18 protein-coding genes and 1 pseudogene are annotated in these 21,859 nt (G+C 45.3%); 10 read left to right on the top strand and 9 right to left on the bottom strand.

Going from position 1 to position 21,859, the window contains the following annotated elements:
- The first annotated feature begins 126 nt into the window (after nucleotides 1–126).
- Both EMM73_RS08090 and EMM73_RS08085 read left to right on the top strand, forming a co-directional pair.
- Nucleotides 127–501, top strand: a complete 375-nt coding sequence (locus EMM73_RS08090; protein WP_127685943.1) for a hypothetical protein — start codon at nucleotides 127–129, stop codon at nucleotides 499–501.
- A 130-nt stretch (nucleotides 502–631) separates the two neighbouring features.
- On the top strand, nucleotides 632–2,005 hold the full coding sequence (locus tag EMM73_RS08085; protein ID WP_127685942.1) for an EAL domain-containing protein: 1,374 nt from the start codon (nucleotides 632–634) through the stop codon (nucleotides 2,003–2,005).
- An 8-nt stretch (nucleotides 2,006–2,013) separates the two neighbouring features.
- Here EMM73_RS08085 and EMM73_RS08080 read toward each other — a convergent pair whose 3' ends face one another.
- The 4 genes from EMM73_RS08080 to mpl are packed head-to-tail and all read right to left on the bottom strand — an operon-like array spanning nucleotide 2,014 to nucleotide 5,712.
- On the bottom strand, nucleotides 2,014–2,784 hold the full coding sequence (locus EMM73_RS08080) for an ABC transporter permease (RefSeq protein WP_127685941.1): 771 nt from the start codon (nucleotides 2,782–2,784) through the stop codon (nucleotides 2,014–2,016).
- Complete coding sequence (locus EMM73_RS08075) at nucleotides 2,781–3,707, bottom strand: ABC transporter ATP-binding protein (protein WP_127685940.1); 927 nt, start codon at nucleotides 3,705–3,707, stop codon at nucleotides 2,781–2,783. Before EMM73_RS08075 ends, EMM73_RS08080 begins: the two co-directional genes overlap by 4 nt.
- Entirely contained in the window at nucleotides 3,704–4,318 is a 615-nt protein-coding gene (locus EMM73_RS08070) for a flavin prenyltransferase UbiX (protein ID WP_127685939.1), read from the bottom strand. Before EMM73_RS08070 ends, EMM73_RS08075 begins: the two co-directional genes overlap by 4 nt.
- A gap of 50 nt (nucleotides 4,319–4,368) precedes the next feature.
- Nucleotides 4,369–5,712, bottom strand: coding sequence for a UDP-N-acetylmuramate:L-alanyl-gamma-D-glutamyl-meso-diaminopimelate ligase (gene mpl, locus EMM73_RS08065; RefSeq protein WP_127685938.1), 1,344 nt, complete (start codon nucleotides 5,710–5,712; stop codon nucleotides 4,369–4,371).
- Nucleotides 5,713–5,913: 201 nt separating this feature from the next.
- Here mpl and EMM73_RS08060 point away from each other — a divergent pair, with 201 nt between their 5' ends.
- From EMM73_RS08060 to EMM73_RS20030, 3 genes are all read left to right on the top strand, one after another.
- On the top strand, nucleotides 5,914–6,885 hold the full coding sequence (locus EMM73_RS08060; RefSeq protein WP_127685937.1) for a class 1 fructose-bisphosphatase: 972 nt from the start codon (nucleotides 5,914–5,916) through the stop codon (nucleotides 6,883–6,885).
- A 152-nt stretch (nucleotides 6,886–7,037) separates the two neighbouring features.
- Nucleotides 7,038–7,568: an inorganic diphosphatase gene (gene ppa, locus EMM73_RS08055; protein ID WP_127685936.1), complete on the top strand. Its 531-nt coding sequence runs from the start codon at nucleotides 7,038–7,040 to the stop codon at nucleotides 7,566–7,568.
- Between the two features lie 268 nt (nucleotides 7,569–7,836).
- A complete protein-coding gene (locus EMM73_RS20030; RefSeq protein WP_127685935.1) occupies nucleotides 7,837–8,976 on the top strand; it encodes a methyl-accepting chemotaxis protein in 1,140 nt (379 codons plus the stop codon).
- A gap of 283 nt (nucleotides 8,977–9,259) precedes the next feature.
- Here the strand turns inward: EMM73_RS20030 and EMM73_RS08045 are convergent, their stop codons facing one another.
- Entirely contained in the window at nucleotides 9,260–11,485 is a 2,226-nt protein-coding gene (locus tag EMM73_RS08045; protein ID WP_127685934.1) for a two-component system response regulator, read from the bottom strand.
- Between the two features lie 390 nt (nucleotides 11,486–11,875).
- Between EMM73_RS08045 and EMM73_RS08040 the strand changes: the two genes are divergently transcribed.
- The gene (locus tag EMM73_RS08040) at nucleotides 11,876–12,790 is read left to right on the top strand and encodes a TIGR03899 family protein (RefSeq protein ID WP_127685933.1); all 915 of its coding nucleotides are present in this window, start codon (nucleotides 11,876–11,878) and stop codon (nucleotides 12,788–12,790) included.
- Here the strand turns inward: EMM73_RS08040 and EMM73_RS08035 are convergent.
- The 4 genes from EMM73_RS08035 to EMM73_RS08020 all read right to left on the bottom strand — a co-directional run bounded on the left by EMM73_RS08035 (nucleotide 12,762) and on the right by EMM73_RS08020 (nucleotide 17,200).
- A complete protein-coding gene (locus EMM73_RS08035; RefSeq protein WP_127685932.1) occupies nucleotides 12,762–14,927 on the bottom strand; it encodes a response regulator in 2,166 nt (721 codons plus the stop codon). The genes EMM73_RS08040 and EMM73_RS08035 overlap by 29 nt on opposite strands.
- A 106-nt stretch (nucleotides 14,928–15,033) precedes the next feature.
- A complete protein-coding gene (locus EMM73_RS08030; protein WP_127685931.1) occupies nucleotides 15,034–15,783 on the bottom strand; it encodes a TIGR04219 family outer membrane beta-barrel protein in 750 nt (249 codons plus the stop codon).
- A gap of 3 nt (nucleotides 15,784–15,786) precedes the next feature.
- Nucleotides 15,787–16,764 carry a DUF2333 family protein gene (locus tag EMM73_RS08025; RefSeq protein WP_222422630.1) on the bottom strand — a complete coding sequence of 326 codons (978 nt, stop codon included), beginning with the start codon at nucleotides 16,762–16,764 and terminating at the stop codon, nucleotides 15,787–15,789.
- Nucleotides 16,765–16,774: 10 nt separating this feature from the next.
- A complete protein-coding gene (locus tag EMM73_RS08020) occupies nucleotides 16,775–17,200 on the bottom strand; it encodes a copper chaperone PCu(A)C (protein WP_127685930.1) in 426 nt (141 codons plus the stop codon).
- A gap of 339 nt (nucleotides 17,201–17,539) precedes the next feature.
- Between EMM73_RS08020 and dusB the strand changes: the two genes are divergently transcribed.
- From dusB to EMM73_RS08000, 4 genes and pseudogenes are all read left to right on the top strand, one after another.
- A complete protein-coding gene (gene dusB / locus EMM73_RS08015; RefSeq protein WP_409994302.1) occupies nucleotides 17,540–18,526 on the top strand; it encodes a tRNA dihydrouridine synthase DusB in 987 nt (328 codons plus the stop codon).
- Between the two features lie 18 nt (nucleotides 18,527–18,544).
- Nucleotides 18,545–18,835 carry a DNA-binding transcriptional regulator Fis gene (gene fis, locus EMM73_RS08010; RefSeq protein ID WP_008897208.1) on the top strand — a complete coding sequence of 97 codons (291 nt, stop codon included), beginning with the start codon at nucleotides 18,545–18,547 and terminating at the stop codon, nucleotides 18,833–18,835.
- Nucleotides 18,836–19,181: 346 nt separating this feature from the next.
- Nucleotides 19,182–20,768, top strand: a complete 1,587-nt coding sequence (gene purH / locus EMM73_RS08005) for a bifunctional phosphoribosylaminoimidazolecarboxamide formyltransferase/IMP cyclohydrolase (RefSeq protein ID WP_127685929.1) — start codon at nucleotides 19,182–19,184, stop codon at nucleotides 20,766–20,768.
- 547 nt (nucleotides 20,769–21,315) lie between these two features.
- Nucleotides 21,316–21,859: pseudogene (locus EMM73_RS08000) on the top strand (hypothetical protein); the annotation flags it as partial.

Raw genomic sequence — 21,859 nt, 5'->3', positions numbered from 1 at the left:
TCTGCTTGAATCAGATGGCCGTAAACACAACAACAAAAATCAGATCTAAGTATTAGCTGTCAGTCGGAATGAAATCAGCTAAGCTATCAAGGTATTGTTTTCCGGTCCCTTTTTACGAGTCATAGCATGCTACGGATCCGTTCAGCACATTTTATTCTTATTAGCCTGGCTGTATACCTGCTCGCTATCGGCACTTATGTGTATTATCAATATCAGCACACCTATCAGACTAAACTGAACCAGCTTGACTCACAGCTGGTCAATGCAGTCAAAGCAATGCCTTTTCTGCTCGGTGATGACTACCATAATAACATCAGCGGTCCACAACATATTTCAAGAGCTGAATACCTTCAACTGGCAAAGAAGCTCAGCCTTTACGCCAAAGATGTAAAACTGCAGTATGTCTACAGTATGGTTCAGGTCGACGGAAAAGTGCATTTCACCTCGTCCAGCTATACAGAAGATGATTTATTACGTGGTCAGTTAAGCTATTTTTTATGATTATTATCCTGAAGCCACCGCAGCTAACAAAGCTGCCTTTACTGCTTCAACCCCGGTATTTGAAGAGTCTATAGATCAGTTTGGTCATTTCCGCTCAGTCTTAATACCTTACCAAAGCTCAGACGGCACAGTGTATTTAGCCGGTGCAGATATAGCTATTACCGATCTTGATTATTGGTTAATGGCGAGCATGCAACAGTCGGTATTAAGTGGATCCGTATTTTTTGGCCTGGCCTTGTTGCTTGCTTTAAGTTATGCCATGGTACTGCGGCACAATCTGACCACAGACCGCAGTTCAGGTACTCGGAACGGCTTGGCTTTGGAAGCGCATCTGCGCCATGAAACCAAAAGCTTAAGCCAATTAGCTATTTTGCAAGTGAATAATCTCGAAGAGATTGGTAACTTGTATGGCACTGCTATTGCGGAGCAAGCGTTCAACCAGTGCCTCAAGCAATTGCAACAGCACTTGGGCTCTTCCTTCCGCTTGTACCGTTTATCTTTTGAAAAATTGGCAATACGCCGTGTCGCCGCCATTTCTGACGAAGATTTGCATGCCAAACTCAACAGTTATGATTTTTCTCAGCCAGTACTCAACGATCCTTATGTGCTTTTTACTGTCACTTTAGGTGTCGCTTTATCACCAGCAGCTGTTGTACTGGAAAATGCAATGTTGGCCGTTAATACTGCCCGTCTGCAACAACAATCATTAGTAGTGTATTCGGATAACTTATTGGCGCTAAAACAGCATCTGCATACCAATATAAAAATGGCGAAAGAAGTACGGGAAGCTATTGGTCATGAACAAATAGTGCCTTATTTCCAACCAGTAGTACAAATCAGTACAGGCGAAATTTTCCAGTACGAATGTCTGGCCCGTGTTTTGCGCAGTGACGGCAGTATACTGACTCCCGACCAGTTTTTAAGCGTCATCAACCGCAGCCATCTGGATGCAGAATTAACTAAAATGATGTTCATAAAAAGTGCCAGTCAGTTTGCAGCCTCTAAAGTGAGCTGGTCTATTAACATCACTTGTCGTGATTTATTGGATGATGAATTGCAGCAGTTTTTTCTAGACTACCTGAAACATTACCCTCAACCAGAACGGGTATACTTTGAACTGGCCGAGTCTGGGGTTTTACCCCAATTTGAGCGTTGCCGTGAGGCCATAGCAGCCCTGCAAAAAGCTGGAGCCAAAGTAGTTTTGGACGATTTTGGTATAGCCAGTGGAGTTGGGATGGCGGATTTATTGCAGTTGCATGTGGATGGTTTAAAAATTCACGGCAGCCTCATTGAGATGATAAGCACAGACCCGGACGCCCAGCTATTTATTGAACATATCAGCTCCTTTGCCAGACAAACTCAGCTAATCATTATTGCTGAGATGGTCGAAAGCAAACAATCCCTTGATGCATTGGAACGTTGTGGCATCAGTTATGCGCAAGGCTACTATTTTGGACCCGCAGCGCCAGTGCCACTGCGGTATTACGAAAGAGGCTCTGTTTAAAAATTGGTTTAGCTTCGAAGGCCTGTGCCTTTATTAATCAGGTACATAGCAAAACTGAAAAACACCAGAATAAAGCCAATAATCACGCTAAATGCAAACACCAGATTGACATCACTGACACCTAAAAAGCCGTAGCGGAAGGCGTTGACCATATACACAATAGGGTTGATTTGCGATACGTATTGCCAAAATTGTGGCAATAAACTCAGTGAATAAAACACTCCCCCTAAATAGGTTAAAGGTGTCAGAACAAATGTTGGAATTATGCTGATGTCGTCAAATGTTTTGGCGTAAATGGCGTTAATTAAACCAGCCAGCGAAAACAGAGTGGCAGTGAGCACCACGGTCGACATCAGAATAAACAAGTGATGCACTTTTATATCGACAAAAAACAGCGATAACAAAGACACTATCAAACCCACCAGAATACCGCGTGCCACACCACCGCCGACATAACCCAGCACTATGATGTAGTTAGGCACAGGAGCGACTAAAAGCTCTTCGACATTACGCTGAAACTTAGCGCTGAAAAAAGACGAAGCCACGTTGGAGTAGGAGTTGGTGATCACTGACATCATAATCAGGCCAGGCACAATAAACTCCATATAACTGAAGCCACCCATATCGCCAATACGCGAGCCGACCAAAGCGCCAAAAATGACAAAATACAAAGTCATAGTAATGGCAGGAGGCACCAGGGTTTGCACCCAGATGCGCATAAATCTGTTGGTTTCTTTATAAAGAATGCTTTGCAGCGCTATTAAATTACCTGAACTCATGCTTTGGCTCCGCGTCCGTTTTCGACCAGACTGACAAACAACTCTTCCAGACGGTTGGCTTTATTGCGCATTGAAAGCACCTGAATGCCCTGCGCTGTTAACGCACTGAATACGCCATTTAAACCTTGTGCTTTGACTACATCCACTTCCAGACTGTTGTTGTCCGATTGGCGAAAGCTATATCCTTCAAGAGTAATGACGGCATCTGTCGGCGCTATATCGAGTAAAAAGGTTTCTTTATTCAGTTTACTCAGCAGGTTCTTCATACTGGTATTTTCGACTATCTGACCTTTGTCGATAATGGCGATATTACGGCACAAAGACTCAGCCTCTTCCAGATAGTGGGTGGTCAGAATAATAGTTACGCCTTGCTGGTTAATTTCTTTCAGAAATTCCCACATAGAGCGGCGCAGTTCAATATCAACACCTGCTGTAGGTTCGTCTAAAATCAGTAACTTGGGTTCATGCATTAAGGCACGGGCTATCATCAGACGGCGTTTCATCCCCCCAGACAGCTCACGAGAGCGGGCATTGCGTTTCTCCCATAAGCCAAGCTGACCTAAGTATTTTTCCGCCCGGACCAGAGCAACAGAACGTGGCACCCCATAATAGCCAGCCTGATTCAGTACAATTTGCAGCACAGTTTCAAACTGGTTAAAGTTAAACTCCTGTGGCACTAACCCCAACTGGCTTTTGGCCTCTTCAAGGTGAGTGTCCAGATCGTAATCAAAGACTTTGACTGTACCGCTGCTTTTATTCACCAGTGAGCTGATAATGCCAATGCTGGTACTTTTACCAGCGCCATTTGGGCCTAACAAAGCAAAAAAGTCGCCTTGCTGCACTTCCAGGTCAATACCAGTTAAAGCAACAGTGCCACTTTTATACACCTTGTGTAACTGCTTAATTTCTAACGCTAAGGTCACTGTGATTCTCCATAGCCCCAACGGCTGACTAACTGTTGCTTTAAACCTAAATGGTCAAGAATTCGTGCCACCATAAAGTCGATTAAGTCCTCAACAGATTGTGGCTGATGATAAAAACCAGGCGCTGCGGGCATTACCACAGCACCCGCCTTGGATAAGGCCAGCAGATTTTCCAGATGTATGGTACTAAGTGGAGTTTCACGGGGCACTATAATGAGCTGACCGCGTTCTTTCAGTACTACATCAGCAGCACGCTCAATCAAATTATCGCTCATACCATGGGCGATAGCGGCAGCTGTGCCGGTGGAACAAGGACAAATCACCATCTGCTTCGGTGCAGCAGAGCCTGAAGCACAAGGCGAAAACCAATCATCTTTGCCATACACAGCCAGCAGCTCTTTGGTAGCACCGGTTTTTTCCAGAATAAAATCACGGCAGGCCTCAGGACCACCTGGCAGTTTTAAATCATATTCAGTAGCAAATACCACACGGGCTGCGCTGGAAATTAACAGATGCACTTTGACCTGTTGCGCCAGTAAGTTTTCCAGCAAACGCCAGCCATAACCAGCGCCTGAAGCGCCAGTAAAAGCTAAGGTGACTTCTTGGGTCATGGGGTTCTCTTTTTAAAGTGGTGACAACAGACTGCTCTGCGGCTTTAACCTTATGCTAACGCATCGAGTAATTTTTGGTGAATGCCACCAAAACCGCCGTTGCTCATAATCACTATATGATCCCCTGCGGCCGCTTTTTCAACCAAAGCCGCCACTATTAATTCCACCGACTGAAATACGGTAGCTCTGCCTGGCATTTGTTCTGCCACAGCAGCCAAAGACCAGCCAGAATTAGCAGGTTCAAACAGCAGTACATCATTGGCATCATGCAGGGAATCAGCGATAGCCGACTTATGTACGCCCATTCGCATGGTATTGGATCTCGGCTCCAGCACAGCCCAGATTTTTGCGTCACCTACACGAGCCCTTAAACCAGCTAAAGTAGTTGCAATAGCTGTGGGGTGATGAGCAAAATCATCATAGACAGCTATGCCTTTGACTGTGCCTTTGAGTTCCATCCGCCGTTTTGGCGCCACAAACTGCGTTAAGGCTTCAATGGACACAGCCACAGGCACCCCGACATGACGAGCCGCAGCTATCGCCATCACAGCGTTTTCAACATTATGGTTGCCACATAAATCCCAGTGCAAGCTGCCTTGCGAAAGTCCCTGATAAAACAGTTCAAACACACTGCCATCCGGTTGTTTTAATTGCACAGTCCAGTCTCTGCCATAGCGCTGCTGTTCGCTCCAGCAGCCCATAGCCAAGGTTTGATCCACAGCTTCAACATTAGCTGGGCTTAACACCAGACCACTAGCTGGCACCATTCGCAATAAATGATGGAACTGGCGCTGAATAGCGGCTAAATCCGGGAATATATCAGCGTGATCGTATTCCAGGTTGTTAATGACTAAAGTGCGGGGTCTGTAGTGGACAAACTTGGAACGCTTATCAAAAAAAGCCGTGTCGTATTCGTCGGCTTCAATGACAAAAAATGGCGAGTCACCTAAACGGGCTGAGCTATCAAAATTCTGTGGAATGCCACCTATTAAAAAGCCGGGTTTCAAGCCTGCGTATTCCAGCACCCAGGCCAGCATACTGCTGGTGGTGGTTTTGCCATGAGTACCGGACACAGCCAACACCCAGCGCTGATGTAATACCTGCTCAGCCAGCCACTGTGGTCCTGAACTGTAAGGAATATTTTTATCCAGAGTGTATTCCACTGCCGGATTGCCACGTGACATGGCATTACCAATAATCACCAGATCAGGGGCGGGTTGCAGCTGCACCGGATCATAACCTTGGGTCAGCTCTATACCCAATTGCTCCAGTTGAGTACTCATAGGCGGATACACATTGGCGTCAGAGCCAGTCACTTTATGCCCAAGACTTTTTGCAATAGCGGCAATACCGCCCATAAAAGTGCCACAAATGCCTAAAATATGAATATGCATACTGCATCCTTACTGCCTGTAAAACGGGGTCTGCGGCCATTCTAGCAAAGGACTCTGCAGAACAGCTGAAATAAAACCAGCATTAACCTGCAATTTAACCTGAACTTGATTAAAATAGCAGCCGCTGTGGTCGACAGCCTCTTATCAAAATTCACACTGCGGCCAAAGCTACCTCTACCTACACAACAAAAGGATTTTATTATGCGTCGATTGGCTCCAGCTCTGCGTCTTGATGGTGCAGAAGCAGACCTGATAGATCTGATTAAAAGCATCGTAGCAGCCTGCAAAGAAATTTCGTTTCGGGTCGGCCAGGGTGAACTCTCAGATGTGTTGGGCTCCACCTTGAACGAAAACGTCCAGGGCGAAACTCAGAAAAAACTAGATCTGATCTCCAACGAGCTACTTAAAGATCTGATCCTGGAAACGGGTTCGGTGATGGCTATTTCGTCAGAAGAGGAAGACAGCACTGTAGCTGGCAATCCGGCTGGCAAATACCTTGTCACTTTCGATCCGCTGGATGGTTCATCCAACACTGACATCAACAGCTTAATAGGCACTATCTTTTCTATTCTGCCAGCGCCCAAAGGAGCAGATCCGGCCGACCCAACCATTTTTCTGCAGCCAGGTACAGCGCAAATAGCCGCAGGTTACATCTTGTATGGACCATCCACTATGATGGCATTGACCACAGGCAAAGGCACTAAAATGTATACGCTGGACAAAACCTATGGTGGCTTTCTGCTAACCACTGAAGAAGTCAGCATTCCTGGTGTGACAGCTGAGTTTGCCATTAATATGTCGAACCAACGCTACTGGCAACCCCCAATGCAAGACTACGTAGCGGATTTGTTAAAAGGCAAAGAGGGCCCTCGTGGTAAAAACTTTAATATGCGCTGGATCGCCGCCATGGTAGGTGATGTGCACCGAATTCTGTGTCGTGGTGGTATTTTTGCTTATCCACGGGATTTAAAAGACCCAACCAAACCAGACAAACTTCGGCTGATGTACGAAGCCAACCCAATGAGTTTTCTGGTGGAGCAAGCTGGTGGAGCAAGCATAACAGGCACTGAACGTATTATGGATATTCAGCCTGTCGATATCCACCAGCGCGTCGCTGTGATTTTAGGATCAAAACACGAAGTGGAAAGCTGCCTGCAGTATCATCAAGCTTAATTCAAATTGTAGCCGCAGGGTTTATCCCTGCCCGTCCTAATGGACAAAAGTATGTTGAAGGCAACAAAGCTGCAGCTTCAAGCACAACGGGTATAGCCATTTTTTAGGCCGCCGTTATAATAGGCAGCCAAATTCAGCACAGAGGAAGCGTTATGAGTTTAAGTCAGGTTGCCGCAGGTAAAAATCTGCCAGATGAAATTAATGTCATCATTGAAATTCCGGCCAATGCCGATCCGATCAAATACGAAGTAGACAAAGACACCGGTACAGTCTGGGTTGACCGTTTTATGTCTACCCCTATGTTCTACCCTTGCAACTATGGCTTCGTAAACCACACGCTGTCGTTGGACGGTGACCCGGTTGATGTATTAGTGCCAACACCTTACCCACTGGTGCCTGGCGCTGTGATCAAATGCCGCCCTGTTGCTGTATTAAAAATGGCAGATGAATCAGGTGAAGACGCTAAAGTATTAGCTGTACCTGTAAGTAAACTGACTAAAATTTATGACAACATTCAGGACCTGAACGACGTGCCTGAACTGCTGAAAAACCAAATTCAGCACTTCTTCGAACGTTACAAAGAATTAGAGCCAGGCAAATGGGTAAAAGTTGTTGGTTGGGGCGATAAAGCCGAAGCCAAAGCAGAAATTGTCAGTTCATTTGAGCGTGCTCAGCAGAAGTGATTTTTTGCGTGTGAAAACGGCACTCAGGTGCCGTTTTTTTGCAAAACAGCAAGCCCACTATCACTCTTACTCACCAGCATAACTCTTCAGCTGATAGCTTCACGCAAAAGTCCTGTTTTTTTTCAAAAACCATAAAATCTGATAAAAACTTACGTAAAAATCTGTTATTTTCAACCATAGATTTGGTTTGATTGTTCCAGCCATTTCCACTATTACAATAATAAATATCACTTCAAGCAGTTGTTTGAAGTAATTAGGGGTAAGGTTTATGGCTTTGTTTGAAGTTGGGTCTGCACAAACCAAATTTGTGCTGTCTGGTATTACTACTCTGCTGGGTATGTTACTCATTGTCACCGTATTAGCAGAGCAACATTGGCTCTGGTCTGCTCTGATTGTAGCTGCAACGCTAGTGCTGCAATGGGTCTTAAGTCAAACTGCTTTACATGGCTACCAAAGCTTCGTTGCAGAACAACAACTGCTCCTCAAGCGTTCTGTGCAGGAGAAAAATTTGAGCCTCCAATTAAGTACGGGAAGCTCCACAGATTTAGCCCCTGCCCGTGAGCAATTTAATCAGTGGCTCACTACATTAAAGCAGCAACAACAAGATTCGTATAACCATAATGAAGAGATAAGACAATTGGTTAGCTCTCTTCGCCATATTGTAAAAAATGAACAAAAACATTTGCTTCAGTTAGAACATACAGCCGGCCAAACGCTGACAATGGTAGAGTCGATGAACCAAAGCGTGTTGGACGAAGTACGAAGCGCCAACTTAGCAGCAGAAGCAGCCAATCATTCCAACCAAATAGCACAGCAAGGCCAGCATACTGTGACAAGCACTGTGCAAAATATCGAACAACTGGCAATACATTTACAGCAAGCCTCCGCCACTATAGCTCAGCTGGAACAAGATAGTAATCAGGTTGGTGCTGTGCTTGAAGTGATTAAAGGGATAGCTGAACAAACCAATCTACTGGCACTGAATGCCGCTATAGAAGCTGCCCGCGCCGGCGAACAGGGCAGAGGTTTCGCTGTAGTTGCTGATGAAGTAAGAACTCTGGCATCCCGCACCCAAAAGTCGACGGAACAAATTCAGCGCACTATTGAACAGCTGCAAAGCGCTGCCCGTGATGCGGTACAGAAAATGAAGTTGAGCAGTGAACAAGCGAACCTGAGTGTGCAATCAGCTAATCAGGCAGGGCATTCCTTGCAGCAAATCACTGGCAGTATTTCTCAGATTTGTGCGATGAATCAGGAAATTGCGACAGCAACAGATGAGCAGCAACACCTGACCAAAGCCATGGTGAATTACATGCGAGAAATCACTACTCATACAGCGCAAAGCCAGCAAAGCAGCAGAGATTTTCTGCAATTAGGCGAACAACTGGCTGTAATTGCAAAAAGCTAAGACCAACACATTTCTTAATCAAAAGCCGACTTATAGTCTAATGCCAGTCAGTTAAACTGACTGGCATTATTTTTTCGGAGCAGAAGGCTGTACCCTCAACAACACGCATGCACTGTCTTGGAACTGAGTCTGAAAAAAGTGACCATCCAAAGCAAGGAAAGGCAAAGCACTCAGCAACCCCTGTCAGGGTAACTGCGGGATTTCGATAAGCCAATAATTTGGCTTATCCGCAATAACGCCCTTTGCCAGCATTGGACTTATAGTCGGCTTTTTTATAACAGCTTTAAAACTTAGAGTGTTTAGATAAAAATGCCACTAAGTCTAATCCAGTCATAGGTTTGGCATACATAAACCCTTGAACCTCCTCGCAACCCATAGCGCGCACAGCATCTTCCTGAGCCTGAGTTTCAATACCCTCAGCTATAGAAGCTAAACCTAGCTTTTTACCCAGATTGACGATAGTTTCTGCGATTAAAGTGCCGTTGGGACGAGCAAAGTCCTGAATAAAAGCACGATCAATTTTAATTCTGTCCAAGGGTAACTGCTGTAAGTAACTCAGGGATGAAAAACCTATACCAAAATCGTCGATTGCGACTTTAATGCCAAAACACTTAAGCTTGTTTAAGGCATCTATCACTATCTTTGGGTCATCCATCACTACAGATTCAGTAATTTCCAGCTCCAACGAGGCAGGATCCACCTGATAACGTTCTACACAGTCTATAACAGACTGCACAAATCTATGATTGCGAAACTGTGGCATCGACACATTGACGGCTATCCGCAGGTGCGACAAACCTTCTGTCTTTAAAATTTGTAACTGTTTACAAGCTTGCTGCAATACCCAGTCACCAATTTCAATAATCAGACCTGAGTATTCTGCCAAAGGAATAAACATAGCAGGCGAAATAAAACCGCCGTCAGACTGAGGCCACCTTAACAAAGCCTCCATTCCCAGCACTTTGCCGCTTTTTAAACAAATCTGTGGTTGATACCACAGCTGTAGTTTGTCTTTCTGGAAGTCTGATCTTAAGCTTCTTAGCATCACCAGCCGATCAACCATCTGTTCTTCCATCTGAGCGCTGTAATACTCGTAATTTTGCGCCAGATGCTTTTTAGCTCTGTTTAATGCAATGTAAACGTGCTTGAGGATGGTTAATCCATACAAAGCGCTCTCACGTAATCGGCAAAAACCGAAAGTCGCATTAACTTGCAGCGAATGTTCAGAACACTGGAAAGGCATCTCAAAAATACTGGAGAGGGCTTCCGGAGTTAACGCCTGTTCAGGCCCAATCAACCCAAAAACATCGGCACCAATACGCCCAATCTGCGCTATCTCACCAAATTGCGCCACCAGCCTGTGTGTGACCGCTATCAGCAACTCATTACCGGTTTCCTGACCTAAACCATCGTTCACGTCAGAAAAATGGTCGATATCGATCAGCACGGCCACATTTAATTCAGGATCGAGACGTCTGGTTTCCTGCAGTAAGGAAGTAAATTCATTGCGGTTTGGAGTTTTGGTCAGGGGGTCAATATAAGCAGCATGTTTAAGCTGCTGAAACAAAGTCACGTTTTCATAACCAATAGAGATATTGCTTAAAAATACTTCTATTAACTGACGATCAAAATCTTCTACAGGCCTATTGGTTTCTATATAAACTGCAGCTGCATGATCAGTATTGCCAAGATAGAGCACTGTATCTTTTTCAGTAAAAATGTGGCGGCGCTCTGCCAGACAAGTGGTAATTTGCTGAATAATTCTGTTGTTATTTAACCGCTCTAACTTGCACTTAATATAAGGAGCATAATGCCCTGCGGCGCCTAAAACATAGATGTTCTCACTGCTAGTGCCATCATCTTCAATCTGAGCGCATAATACTCCCTCCGCATGTAAACCAATCAGCGAAGAGATCTGAGTCACTACTCCCTCAGAAAACTCATGTAAAGAATGTTGCTCCAGCAAATTAGCGCCGGCATTGATAATTTTCTGTAAACCAATACGATTCTGGTTAATAGTCCGAATTTGTTGATAGCTACGAATGGACGAAATAATAGCTGTAACCAGCTTGTTGCGGGTTAATTCGGTTTTTGTTTTGTAGTCATTGATATCATATTCTTTGATCACACTCTCTTCCGGAGCATAACCTGGTTGACCTGTACGCAGTACAATACGCACTTCATCCATTTTTAATTCATCGCGGATCTGCTGAACTACTTTTAGACCTGCATCATCAGACTCCATCACAACATCAAGCAAAATAACGGCTATGTGAGGGTTACCCACCAAAAACTTCAACGCTTCTTTGCCTGAAAATGCATGGTGGAAAATCAGCTTACGGTCTAAAACCAATAAGTCTGACAAGGCCAGTTTTGTGACCGTGTGAATTTCTTCGTCGTCATCAACAATCAGCAGGTGCCATTCACCATTGGATTGTGTTTCCGCTTCCGAATCTGCTTCGTCTTCTGCGAGGAACAGAAAATCATCATCTGCTGCTTTTGACACCATGCTCCGACCTTTATTACATCAGCTATAGAGGAACTACTTTTTGACAGCATATCAAGGCACTATTGCATAAATACTAGTATATACCCATAGTCCTTGAAGCTGCAGCTATGCTCGCTGCGCCATGCTAAAACTGCAAATGACCTGAGAATGTACCTGGGCATGTCCCCTGAATCAGCTTTGGCAATAAGCGCCGCCTCTGTCGCTATCCATTGTAAGCTTTTAATCCAGTTTATCTACACTATACCCTAGCGCAAAAAAAGCAATTAATTTTATTAAAATCTTTTTAAATCATAATGTTAAAAATTTTACAAACTTCTTTTAGACTAGTAGTCATTTTTTTACGCTATGGTGAGAATCCAGCGATGAGATCTGTCACCATCAGGAGGATTGATGCAGAAAGTATCAGCAGGCCGGGGACACCAGCGTTTACTGCAATTGGCTCGTAGCCAGCTCGGTCATGAATTTGTCAGCAAAACCAGTCAAGACAGCCAGGACCTGACTGCCACTGTTCAAAGTAGCGAATTTAATCAGCGCCATCAACGTCTGTCACAGCGATCTGGTGTGCCAATCATTGCTGAGACTGGTTTTAACGGACCTAGTCTGCAGCAAAGGGCTGAGCGGCGCGAACGTATGCACAAAGAGCGGCAACAAAGTAACTTAGAAAAAATAATGGCGCTGGCGTTGGATTATTGCCCCGAGCATGTGGCAGACATAGAAGTTGATCCTGACTGGTTTCAGCAGTATTGCGATTTGGTACTGAATATATCCAATCAAACCATGCAGCAGCTCTGGGCTAAAATACTGGCAGGAGAAATTGGCCAACCCGGTAGTTTTTCCTTGAAAACCTTATTTTTGTTACAACGCATGAGTTTTAAAGAAGCGCTGGCTCTGCAAAAAGCTGCCAGCCTGACCTGCAGAGTCCGAATGCAAGAAAGTGGACAAATTTATTTTGGTTATGTGCGTAAACCGTCGATTTGGCAGATTCTGACTGGACGCAGCAGAGCATTATTGAATCTGAGCCAATTCGGCCTGACCTTTCCACAGATTTTGAGTTTGATTGATTTAAATCTTTTACATCAAAGTGAAATAGAAAGCGGCGAACTGATCCCGGATCAACCTTTACAGTTGCAGTACCATCAGCATCAACTCAGCGTTAAAGCCAAGTACTCAGGAGTGGTGCTGCAATACTATAAATTTACCGCTGTCGGCTTTGAGTTATTGCCTCTACTGAACAGCCAGGCTAACCCTGCCTATTTGCAGGCTATGAAACAACTGTTCAACCAGGTGTTAGACTTTGAAGATTAAGCTGCTGACATCGTCTGATCAAATCCGCCACTTTTTGTGTATCTAAGGGTTTGATCACTACATCATTCATACCCGCCTGATGGAACTCTGTGATCTCATCAGGTAAGGCGTGAGCCGTAAACGCCATGATCATAGTGTGCTGATGCTGCGGTAATTGCCTAATCATATGGGTGGCCAGAATTCCAGACATATCAGGAAGTTGAATATCCATAAGGATCAACTGATATCTATTGCCTTTTGCAAGCCTGATGGCCTCAGCACCGCTTTCCGCCGTATCGACCTCAAATTCCTGCTGACTTAGCATAGCTTTGACAAAAGTCAGGTTGGTCTTATTGTCATCAACTACCAGCAATCGCAGGCAGTTATTTTTGGCAGCGCTACTAAGATGCTGGCGAATATCTGCAGATAAGATCGGGTTAGTTAATACTGTACAGCTGAGCTTACTAGCCCAATAAGACTGGTCTGTTTTATCGCAGAATGCCAGTAATTGGCTACGCGCTGAAATCTCACTCAGGTACTGAGTCATTTCAAGTGCGACTTCGGGTGGGGGCAGTTGTATCAAAACTAAATCAATCAAACGGTTCTGCAACTCAGCTCTGAGTTGCTGCGGTTGTTGCACACAAATTACTTGTTCAGCTACTGAATAAAGACTTTGCTTTAACACTGCCGCCCGCATGCTGTTGCTGTCCAGATAAATTGCTGTCTGGTACATGGGCATATCTTTAACTGTAACTGAGGTTAAAGGCAATTCGAGTCGCACCGAGCAGCCCAAATCTTCTAACGCAGAAATAGACAACCTGGCATCCAGCCGAGCCAACAAGTTAGCACAAAGTTTCGGCAATACGTCACTGCTCGTGCCCTCTGATACACTAAGCACCTGCTGTATAGTTTTACTCTGGCCGGCATGATCAAACTGCAGCAAAAGCTTGTTATCGGAGAAAGCCTGCAAGTTAATAGACAAATTCAGCTCCTGCTGCTTAATATCCTGCAGGATCAAACAGAGCATTTGCTTCAGTAATTCTGAGGTATGTTCGGCATAAAACTGCAAGTCCAACAAACTTAATGCCGCATCTTCAATCAGCACAAAGGAGACGTCCGCCAGTTCGAATTCCTGTTGCCATAGTTGCATTTGTTGCGCCAGCCACTGTGGAAACCATACAGATTGCAGTTGCAAAGGAGTATTTTCCAACAAATCCTGCTTTAACAACCAGTACAGCAGTTGAGATTGTTGTTTTGATTGCCCTGCCCGCTCCAACACACAAAGCTGTTGCCATTGCCTGAGTTGTGCCTCACTGACCTTCAACTTTGCGTTCAAACTGGCTAACTGCTGCTGGTAGCTAATTTCAAGTTGCTCGCAAGCTGAGATTTGGCTTTTTCCTTTCTCTTGCTGTTCCTGCCCTTGTTGCTCTAGTTGTAGCTGCAGTTGTTGCTGCTGCAGACAAAGCGAGCGAAATAATAAGCTCAGCTCATCGCAGTCAAAGTCTGCCAATTTTTTGCCATCAGCCTTAGTCGGCGTTAATGACCTGAGTTGCCGCAAAAAACCTTGCCAGCGTAGATGTTGGGTTTTGAAAATACGCCTTTGCCACATCAGAGCTAACGCAAGAATAATAAATAAAGCAAAACCCCATAAACCACTTTGCCACCACCAAAGTTGCGACAGACGAAGTGGAGAAATTTGAATAGCGACATAGCCTAAGGTACTGCCTTCTGCAGCCACTTTGGCTGTATCAAAATAGCTCATACTGACAGGAGTAACCATTACAGTAGACCACATCAATACTGAACCATCCTGTAGCGCTTTTTGTCCAGTTTCATCTCGGATTGGGCTGAAATTCAATAATTCACGGGGAAATTGAGTAGCCGCAAATAAATTACCATCGGCCTGATACACCAAAATAGCTTTGATAGGTAGAGTACTGGAAAAACTAGTCGCCAACAGGTGACCTTTAACCTGTTCCACTTTATTTTGTATTAAAAAAGGTTCAACCATCAAAGACAAACTCATCAGCAACTGCTGCTCAGCCTGCACTCTGACTAAAGTTTCGTGACGTAGTTGCAATTGCGCTGAGGCGTAAAGACAGACCACAATAAGGCCAATAGACCCTAACACCAGACCTAGTTTAGCTTTTAACGTCATGTTAATTGAACCCTGATATCCCTGAAGTGCACTATAAGCCGGACCTCAAAGCAGAACAATAGTTATTCTGCTTTGGGTCAGGTCTACCTCATAATGCTTTCAGGTCTTAGAAATGCAATTCTGCGGAAACAAAAGCGCCATCGAAGGTTAAATCTGCGTCGATGTTGTCAATATCATCCAGCTCAAGTTTAGTCTGTTTGATACCGGCTTTTAACGACAGATCCACAGCCAGTGAATCCACCAACTTATAGGCAAGACCCACTTGCATATCGGATAATGTACTACCGTCGTAGCTGACATAATTTATTTCAGTGTAAATTTTAGTCGCAGTACCCAACAAGCCAAAACTACCATAGGCGTATCCCATAGGGATAACCGCAGACAAGTCTTGCGTTGCAGTTCTGCCTGCAGTGGCCACACTAATATCGCCATCTATGTATTTAGCTGTAATACCTAAATCCAGACTCACTAAGTCATTGTCCAGAATTTCATAATAAAAAGTGGCGTCTAGATTGGACAAATCAACATCCTGATCAACCTGAGTCCCTATAGCAAAGATTTGATCATCAAATTCAAAAGTCCGACTTAAGCTGGTGTTGCCATTTGAACTCAGGCCGTTACGCTGCAGCTTAATATTTGGCAAAAAAGGCACAGGGTGTTCAACTTTCACATAAAAGCTGCTTAATTTTTCATCCTCGAAACTAAAGCCTTGCTGATTACCAGTTTGACCAAAACCACCTTTTGCTTCCGCGAAATGCAAATCGGCCCCAATGTAAAGGCCAGCAACAGTGTCTGCCATTGCCAATGGAGCAGCCAAAGCTGCGACAAATACCATACTCACTACAGACTTTTTCATGCTTTATCCTTGCGCTAGTAATTCAGTTAAATCCAACAGAGCGGCATTGGCTCTGGAAATGTAATTCGCCATCACCAGACTGTGATTTGCCATAAATCCAAAGCCGCGGCCATTCAGAATCATCGGACTCCAAACCGGCTCTTGGGTCGCTTCCAGTTCACGAATAATTTGCCTTAAACTAATCATGGCATTTTTATTGGTCAGAACTTCAGCGAAGTCCAATTCTATCGCTTTTAGGAAATGTAACAAAGCCCAGCAGGCTCCACGGGCCTCATAAAATTCATCGTCAATACTCCACCAACTGGTTTTAATCCGGCTGGATTCCGCCGTTGCAGTGGACTGTCTGGCACTGCTATCGCCAGCTAAATCTGTATTGAGCCTGTCTTGGCCTACACTGACACTGAGGCGCTGGCTGTAGCTACCCAAGCGTTTTTCGACGTTTTTCAGTAAATCACGTAAATTATCCGCCCTGGTGTAAAACTGACTATCAGTCTTGGCGGGGTCTAATAAAGCTGCACGGTACAGAGCTAACTGCTCAATGGCTTTGCCATATTCAGCTTCAGCTGCAGGCACAGCCCAGCTACGGTGATCAATATTCAACATAGGCTGCGCCAGTTTTAAGTATTGATTTTCAATAGACTGTGATTGAGAACGACTTAAATCCTTACGCAGCGCCAAAGCTAAGTCGCGCGACATTTCCAAAGCACCCAGCTCCCAAGCCGGCATATTATCGAGCAGCGAGAATGGCGGTGTTACGTCATTACTGATAAAACCACCATTTTTGCTCAACAAGGTTTCCAGCACCCGAATAAGTGAACTTGTGGTGGTGTAACCCACAGTTTGCTTATGCTCAGGACTAAGCGCAGCCGATACGTCTTTCACATCAAACTGCTCTGGTTCGCTACTGGCCCACCAGGCTGTGCCGTATCCCAGAATAAAAAAGAACAGCATGGCTAGACTAACAATCCTGAATCTGTTCACTTTAGTACTCCTAATGGGTTGGTATTGCGCTGACCTTCGCCTGAACTTCGATGATATGGCCGTCTTTAAACTCTAAACGTAAAGGGATCTGCTGCCCTGTGCTGACAGGGGCTTTGGCATCAAATAACATCAGATGTAAACCACCAGGCTGAAAAACGACGTCCTTGCCTGCGCCAACTTTTACAGACTGAACCTGCTCCATTTTCATCATGCCATCTTTGTGAGTATGTTGATGCAGTTCGATAGAGCCAAAGTGTGGGCTGCTGGCTGCAACAAGTTCTGTGTCCAGACTGTTTTGATTACTCAGACTAAAATAACCTGCGGTCATGCTGCGTCCCGGTAACATTTCCCGAATGGTGACGTCTTTTACCAAAATTTCGGCTATCGACAGACCACTACTCAGGCTTAACAATGCTGCAAGTATCCACTTATTCATTCTGCTTCTCCTTTTAAGATCAGGTCTTTATCTTACACCACTAGTTTACACAACAGGGGGGAAGCCAACAAACTTCACTGACGAAAAGCGTTGACTTCTTTCGTAACAGCTTTTTTCAAAGCTGAAGTGAAGCAGTTGGTGACAAAAACAACAGCTATACAATTATCTGCAAAGCCTACCCCTGATTTTATTGGGTTTTGCTTTTCAGAAAGTCTAGTTTTCAGACGTTTAGCTATTGTCAACCCAGCAACCCCCTATAAATTTATACTTTTGTTTAAATAATAACCTTTGCATTGTTGGCAAAAATCCGTAAACTTAGCGCCCCTTTAGGGTAGAGCCTTGGTTTTAGCGGTGCGCATAGGTCCATATCAATTAACGAACAACGTAATTTGTGCTCCTATGGCCGGAGTGACGGATTACACTTTTCGTGAGCTTTGCCGTCGTTTTGGTGCAGGTTTAGCTGTATCAGAAATGATGTCGAGCAACCCTTTGGTCTGGCAAAGTGAAAAATCGCTAAATCGTATGACTCACCAGGACGAATCTGGTCTTCGCTCGGTGCAAATTGCCGGCTCAGATCCAGATCAGATGGCTGAAGCTGCCGTGTTTAACGTTGAACATGGCGCCCAAATCATCGACATCAATATGGGATGTCCGGCAAAAAAGGTGAATAAAAAACTGGCTGGTTCGGCGCTATTACAGTATCCGGATTTAGTTCAGCAGATTGTTCAGGCCGTAGTTCAGGCAGTATCAGTACCTGTGACCTTAAAAATCCGTACTGGCTGGGACACCGAACATAAAAATGGCGTACAGATAGCGCAAATAGCGCAGGACAACGGCATTGTGGCTTTAGCGGTTCATGGCCGCACCAAAGCTTGTATGTATAAAGGAGAGGCGGAGTACGACACAATCCGCGCTATTAAACAAAATGTGTCTATCCCGGTGATTGCCAATGGCGATATCACCACGCCGGAAAAAGCCAGATTTGTATTGGACTATACCGGAGCAGACGCGGTCATGATTGGCCGGGCCGCTCAGGGCAGACCCTGGATTTTTCGTGAAGTGGTGCACTATCTGCAGACAGGTGAACATTTGGCTCAGCCTTCAACAGCTGAAGTCAGGGATATTTTGCTGGAGCATGTCCGTGGCTTACACCAGTTATATGGTGAGGTGCCTGGCTCACGTATTGCCCGCAAACATGTGGGTTGGTACCTGGCTGAGCATGACAGCGAAGGCATGTTTCGCAGTGAATTTAATGGTATCGAGCAAGCCCAACAGCAGCTGGATACCTTGTATGTGTATTTCGAGCAATTACTAGCAGCAACCTAACGTAAAAGAGAATAGGCAATGTTTAATCAAAACGTGACTTCGCCATTTATCACCAACGCCCATGTTCAAACGCAAGAAAAACCGCAGCCTTTAAGCAACGCGGTACAAAAAGCGGTGGCGAACTACTTACAACAACTGAACGGTCAGGACGTCAACGACCTGTACGAATTAGTGTTGTCCGAATTAGAAAAGCCGTTATTAGAAGAAGTGATGAAATACACTCGCGGCAACCAGACCCGCGCAGCCAACCTGATGGGCATCAACCGCGGTACTCTGCGTAAGAAGCTGAAACAATACGGCATGAGTTAATGCCCCCGCGGGAGGAGTCCCGCAGTGAAAAGCACCTTAGGGTGCTTTTTTCTTTTCCGCGTCGCTCTTGACGCTGCAGCGTTGTTGGCTGCGGGCTTTCGCCCAGGTCACATAGTAAACTATGCTCCCTGGGTCTCTATCCCTTGCCGCCTAGCTGCAACGTCAATAGCTTAGCGGATGGGACTTAAAGAATACGTTGAATAAATAAGGGATTTCACCAGCTAATCCCGGCGATACAGCAAAGCCTTTTTTCTCTATGCTTATGTCCTGGCTTTGTGTGTTATCCAAAAGCTGTGAACCACAGCAGTGCTGGTCCGAATTAACCATTACAGCGGAGAATGATCCAATGAACGCAGCTCGTCCAATCCGTCGCGCCTTATTAAGCGTGTCAGATAAAACCGGTATAGTTGAATTTGCCCGTGCTTTAGCCGCCCAGGGTGTGGAACTGTTATCCACAGGTGGCACAGCCAAGTTATTGGCAGAGCAAGGCATAGCTGTCACTGAAGTGTCTGACTACACAGGTCACCCGGAGATTATGGACGGCCGCGTGAAAACGCTGCATCCAAAAGTACATGGTGGCATTCTGGCCCGCCGTGGTATGGATGAAGCTGTCATGGCTGCCAATAATATCAATCCTATCGACTTAGTAGTGGTGAACCTGTATCCATTCGCTAACACTGTGGCCAAAGCGGGTTGTACTTTAGAAGACGCCATTGAAAACATCGACATCGGCGGCCCAACTATGGTGCGTGCAGCAGCGAAAAACCATAACGACGTGACTATTGTGGTCAACGCAGCTGATTACGACAAAGTCTTAGCAGAAATGGCGGCCAACGCCGGCTCTACCACTCATGCCACCCGCTTTAGCTTAGCCATCAGCGCTTTTGAGCATACAGCTCAGTACGACGGTATGATTGCCAACTACTTCGGCACCATGTTAGCGGCCTATGGCGACGACGAAGCTAAACCAAGCAAATTCCCACGCACTTTTAATACTCAGTTTGTGAAAAAACAAGACTTACGTTACGGTGAAAATAGCCACCAAAGCGCGGCATTTTATGTAGAAAACAGCATTCAGGAAGCTAGTGTTGCCAGCGCCACTCAGCTGCAGGGCAAAGAGCTGTCGTACAACAATATCGCTGACACAGATGCCGCTTTAGAGTGTGTGAAAGAATTCGACGAACCCGCCTGTGTGATCGTTAAACACGCTAACCCTTGTGGTGTAGCTATTGGCGACGACATTCTGGCCGCTTATGAGCGCGCTTACAAAACAGACCCAACCTCTGCTTTTGGTGGCATTATCGCTTTTAACCGCGAATTAGATGCCAAAACTGCCGAAGCTATTGTCAGCCGTCAGTTTGTTGAAGTGATTATTGCGCCAAGCGCTACAGCTCAAGCAGCTGCTGTGGTATCAGGCAAACCCAACGTGCGTTTATTGGTCTGTGGCGAGTGGGACAGCAAAACTACTGGTTTTGATATCAAACGTGTTAACGGTGGTGTGTTGGTGCAAGACCGTGACCAGAAAATGGTCGGTTTGGATGACTTAAAAGTCGTATCCAAACGCCAGCCTACAGCAGAAGAATTACGTGACTTATTGTTCTGCTGGAAAGTGGCGAAGTACGTGAAATCGAACGCCATTGTGTATGCCAACGACAGCATGACTATTGGGGTGGGTGCAGGCCAGATGAGCCGAGTCTACAGCGCTAAAATCGCCGGTATCAAGGCTGCTGACGAGAACCTGGAAGTCAAAGGTTCAGTCATGGCATCAGATGCGTTTTTCCCGTTCCGCGATGGTATTGATGCCGCAGCAGCTGCAGGTATCAAAGCCGTGATCCAGCCAGGTGGCTCTATGCGTGATGCAGAAGTGATAGCTGCTGCAGATGAGCATGGCATGACGATGATCTTCACTGGCGTGCGTCATTTCCGTCACTAAACTTCATTAATATCTGGCATTAGAAAACGGCAGCTTCGGTTGCCGTTTTTTTATTTGCGTTTTCGTTGTCATATCAATTTCACAGCAGCAGTTCATCAAAAAGCCACAGTAATCTCCACCACATCGGACATAAAGTGCCTGAATTTCAATACCAACAACCTGTAAGTGTTTTTTGGGTGACACCCTAAGTCTATAATTTTCCTCGGATCATTTAAAACTAAAACCAATCTAAAAGACGACGTAAAACATACGCCTCGCTTTCTGAAAAATCCAAATAACCAACTGAAGTTATCTAACAACACAGCCCCTCCAATCCCGCTCCCTGAAATGGAGATTTCATGATGCTACAAAACAGAGATTGCGAGATTCATTAAAAGTAGAAAATTCTGTTCCTCACCTGATTTACAACCAAAAAAAGAAACAAAAGAAAATAATTGATTAACAAGAAATGACTAAGTAAATTAAAGGTAAACACAGTATCCAATCACCACAATTTTGCCCTCTGTGCTTAGGTGGTGCATGCGAGTAACACAAGGACGAATGAGCAATGAATTGGACTACAACAACAGCGCACGATGCTGTTGAGCCTTATATGCTATGGTCACGTTATCTGGCTGGCGGCGTTTCCTTGCGTGCAGCGCGTACCACCACCAGACGGGAGTTTTTTATGCGGAGTTGTCTGGCGGCGCCCTGCAATGCGGTGGTTACTGATTTAGTCGCGGCGGTAAACAGATACAACGAGACGGTTTGCGTATCCAACAGCACAGATGCCCGTGGCGTACAGGCAGTTTATGACTATGATGCTGTTGGGCGAATTCAATACAAAAGTAATGGCAGCCTGGCCCTCTGGACTTATGACGAAGGTGCTTACGCTAAAGGTAAACTGAATAAAGTAAATAACGACAGTGGCTCCACCAGTTACCAGTTTAATGAATGGGGTTTATTAAGCAGCCAAACTCAAACCACTCTGGCAGCCAACTATGTTAGCAGCTGGAATGATGTGACCACCTGGGGTTACGACACTGTGGGCCGTGTCACCAGCCTGACCTATCCTGGTGGTAACAGGGTGAATTACTCTTATGCGGTCAATG

Source organism: Rheinheimera sediminis, from assembly GCF_004005375.1.
GTDB lineage: Bacteria > Pseudomonadota > Gammaproteobacteria > Enterobacterales > Alteromonadaceae > Pararheinheimera.
This window is presented reverse-complemented; position numbering and strand designations above follow the sequence as displayed.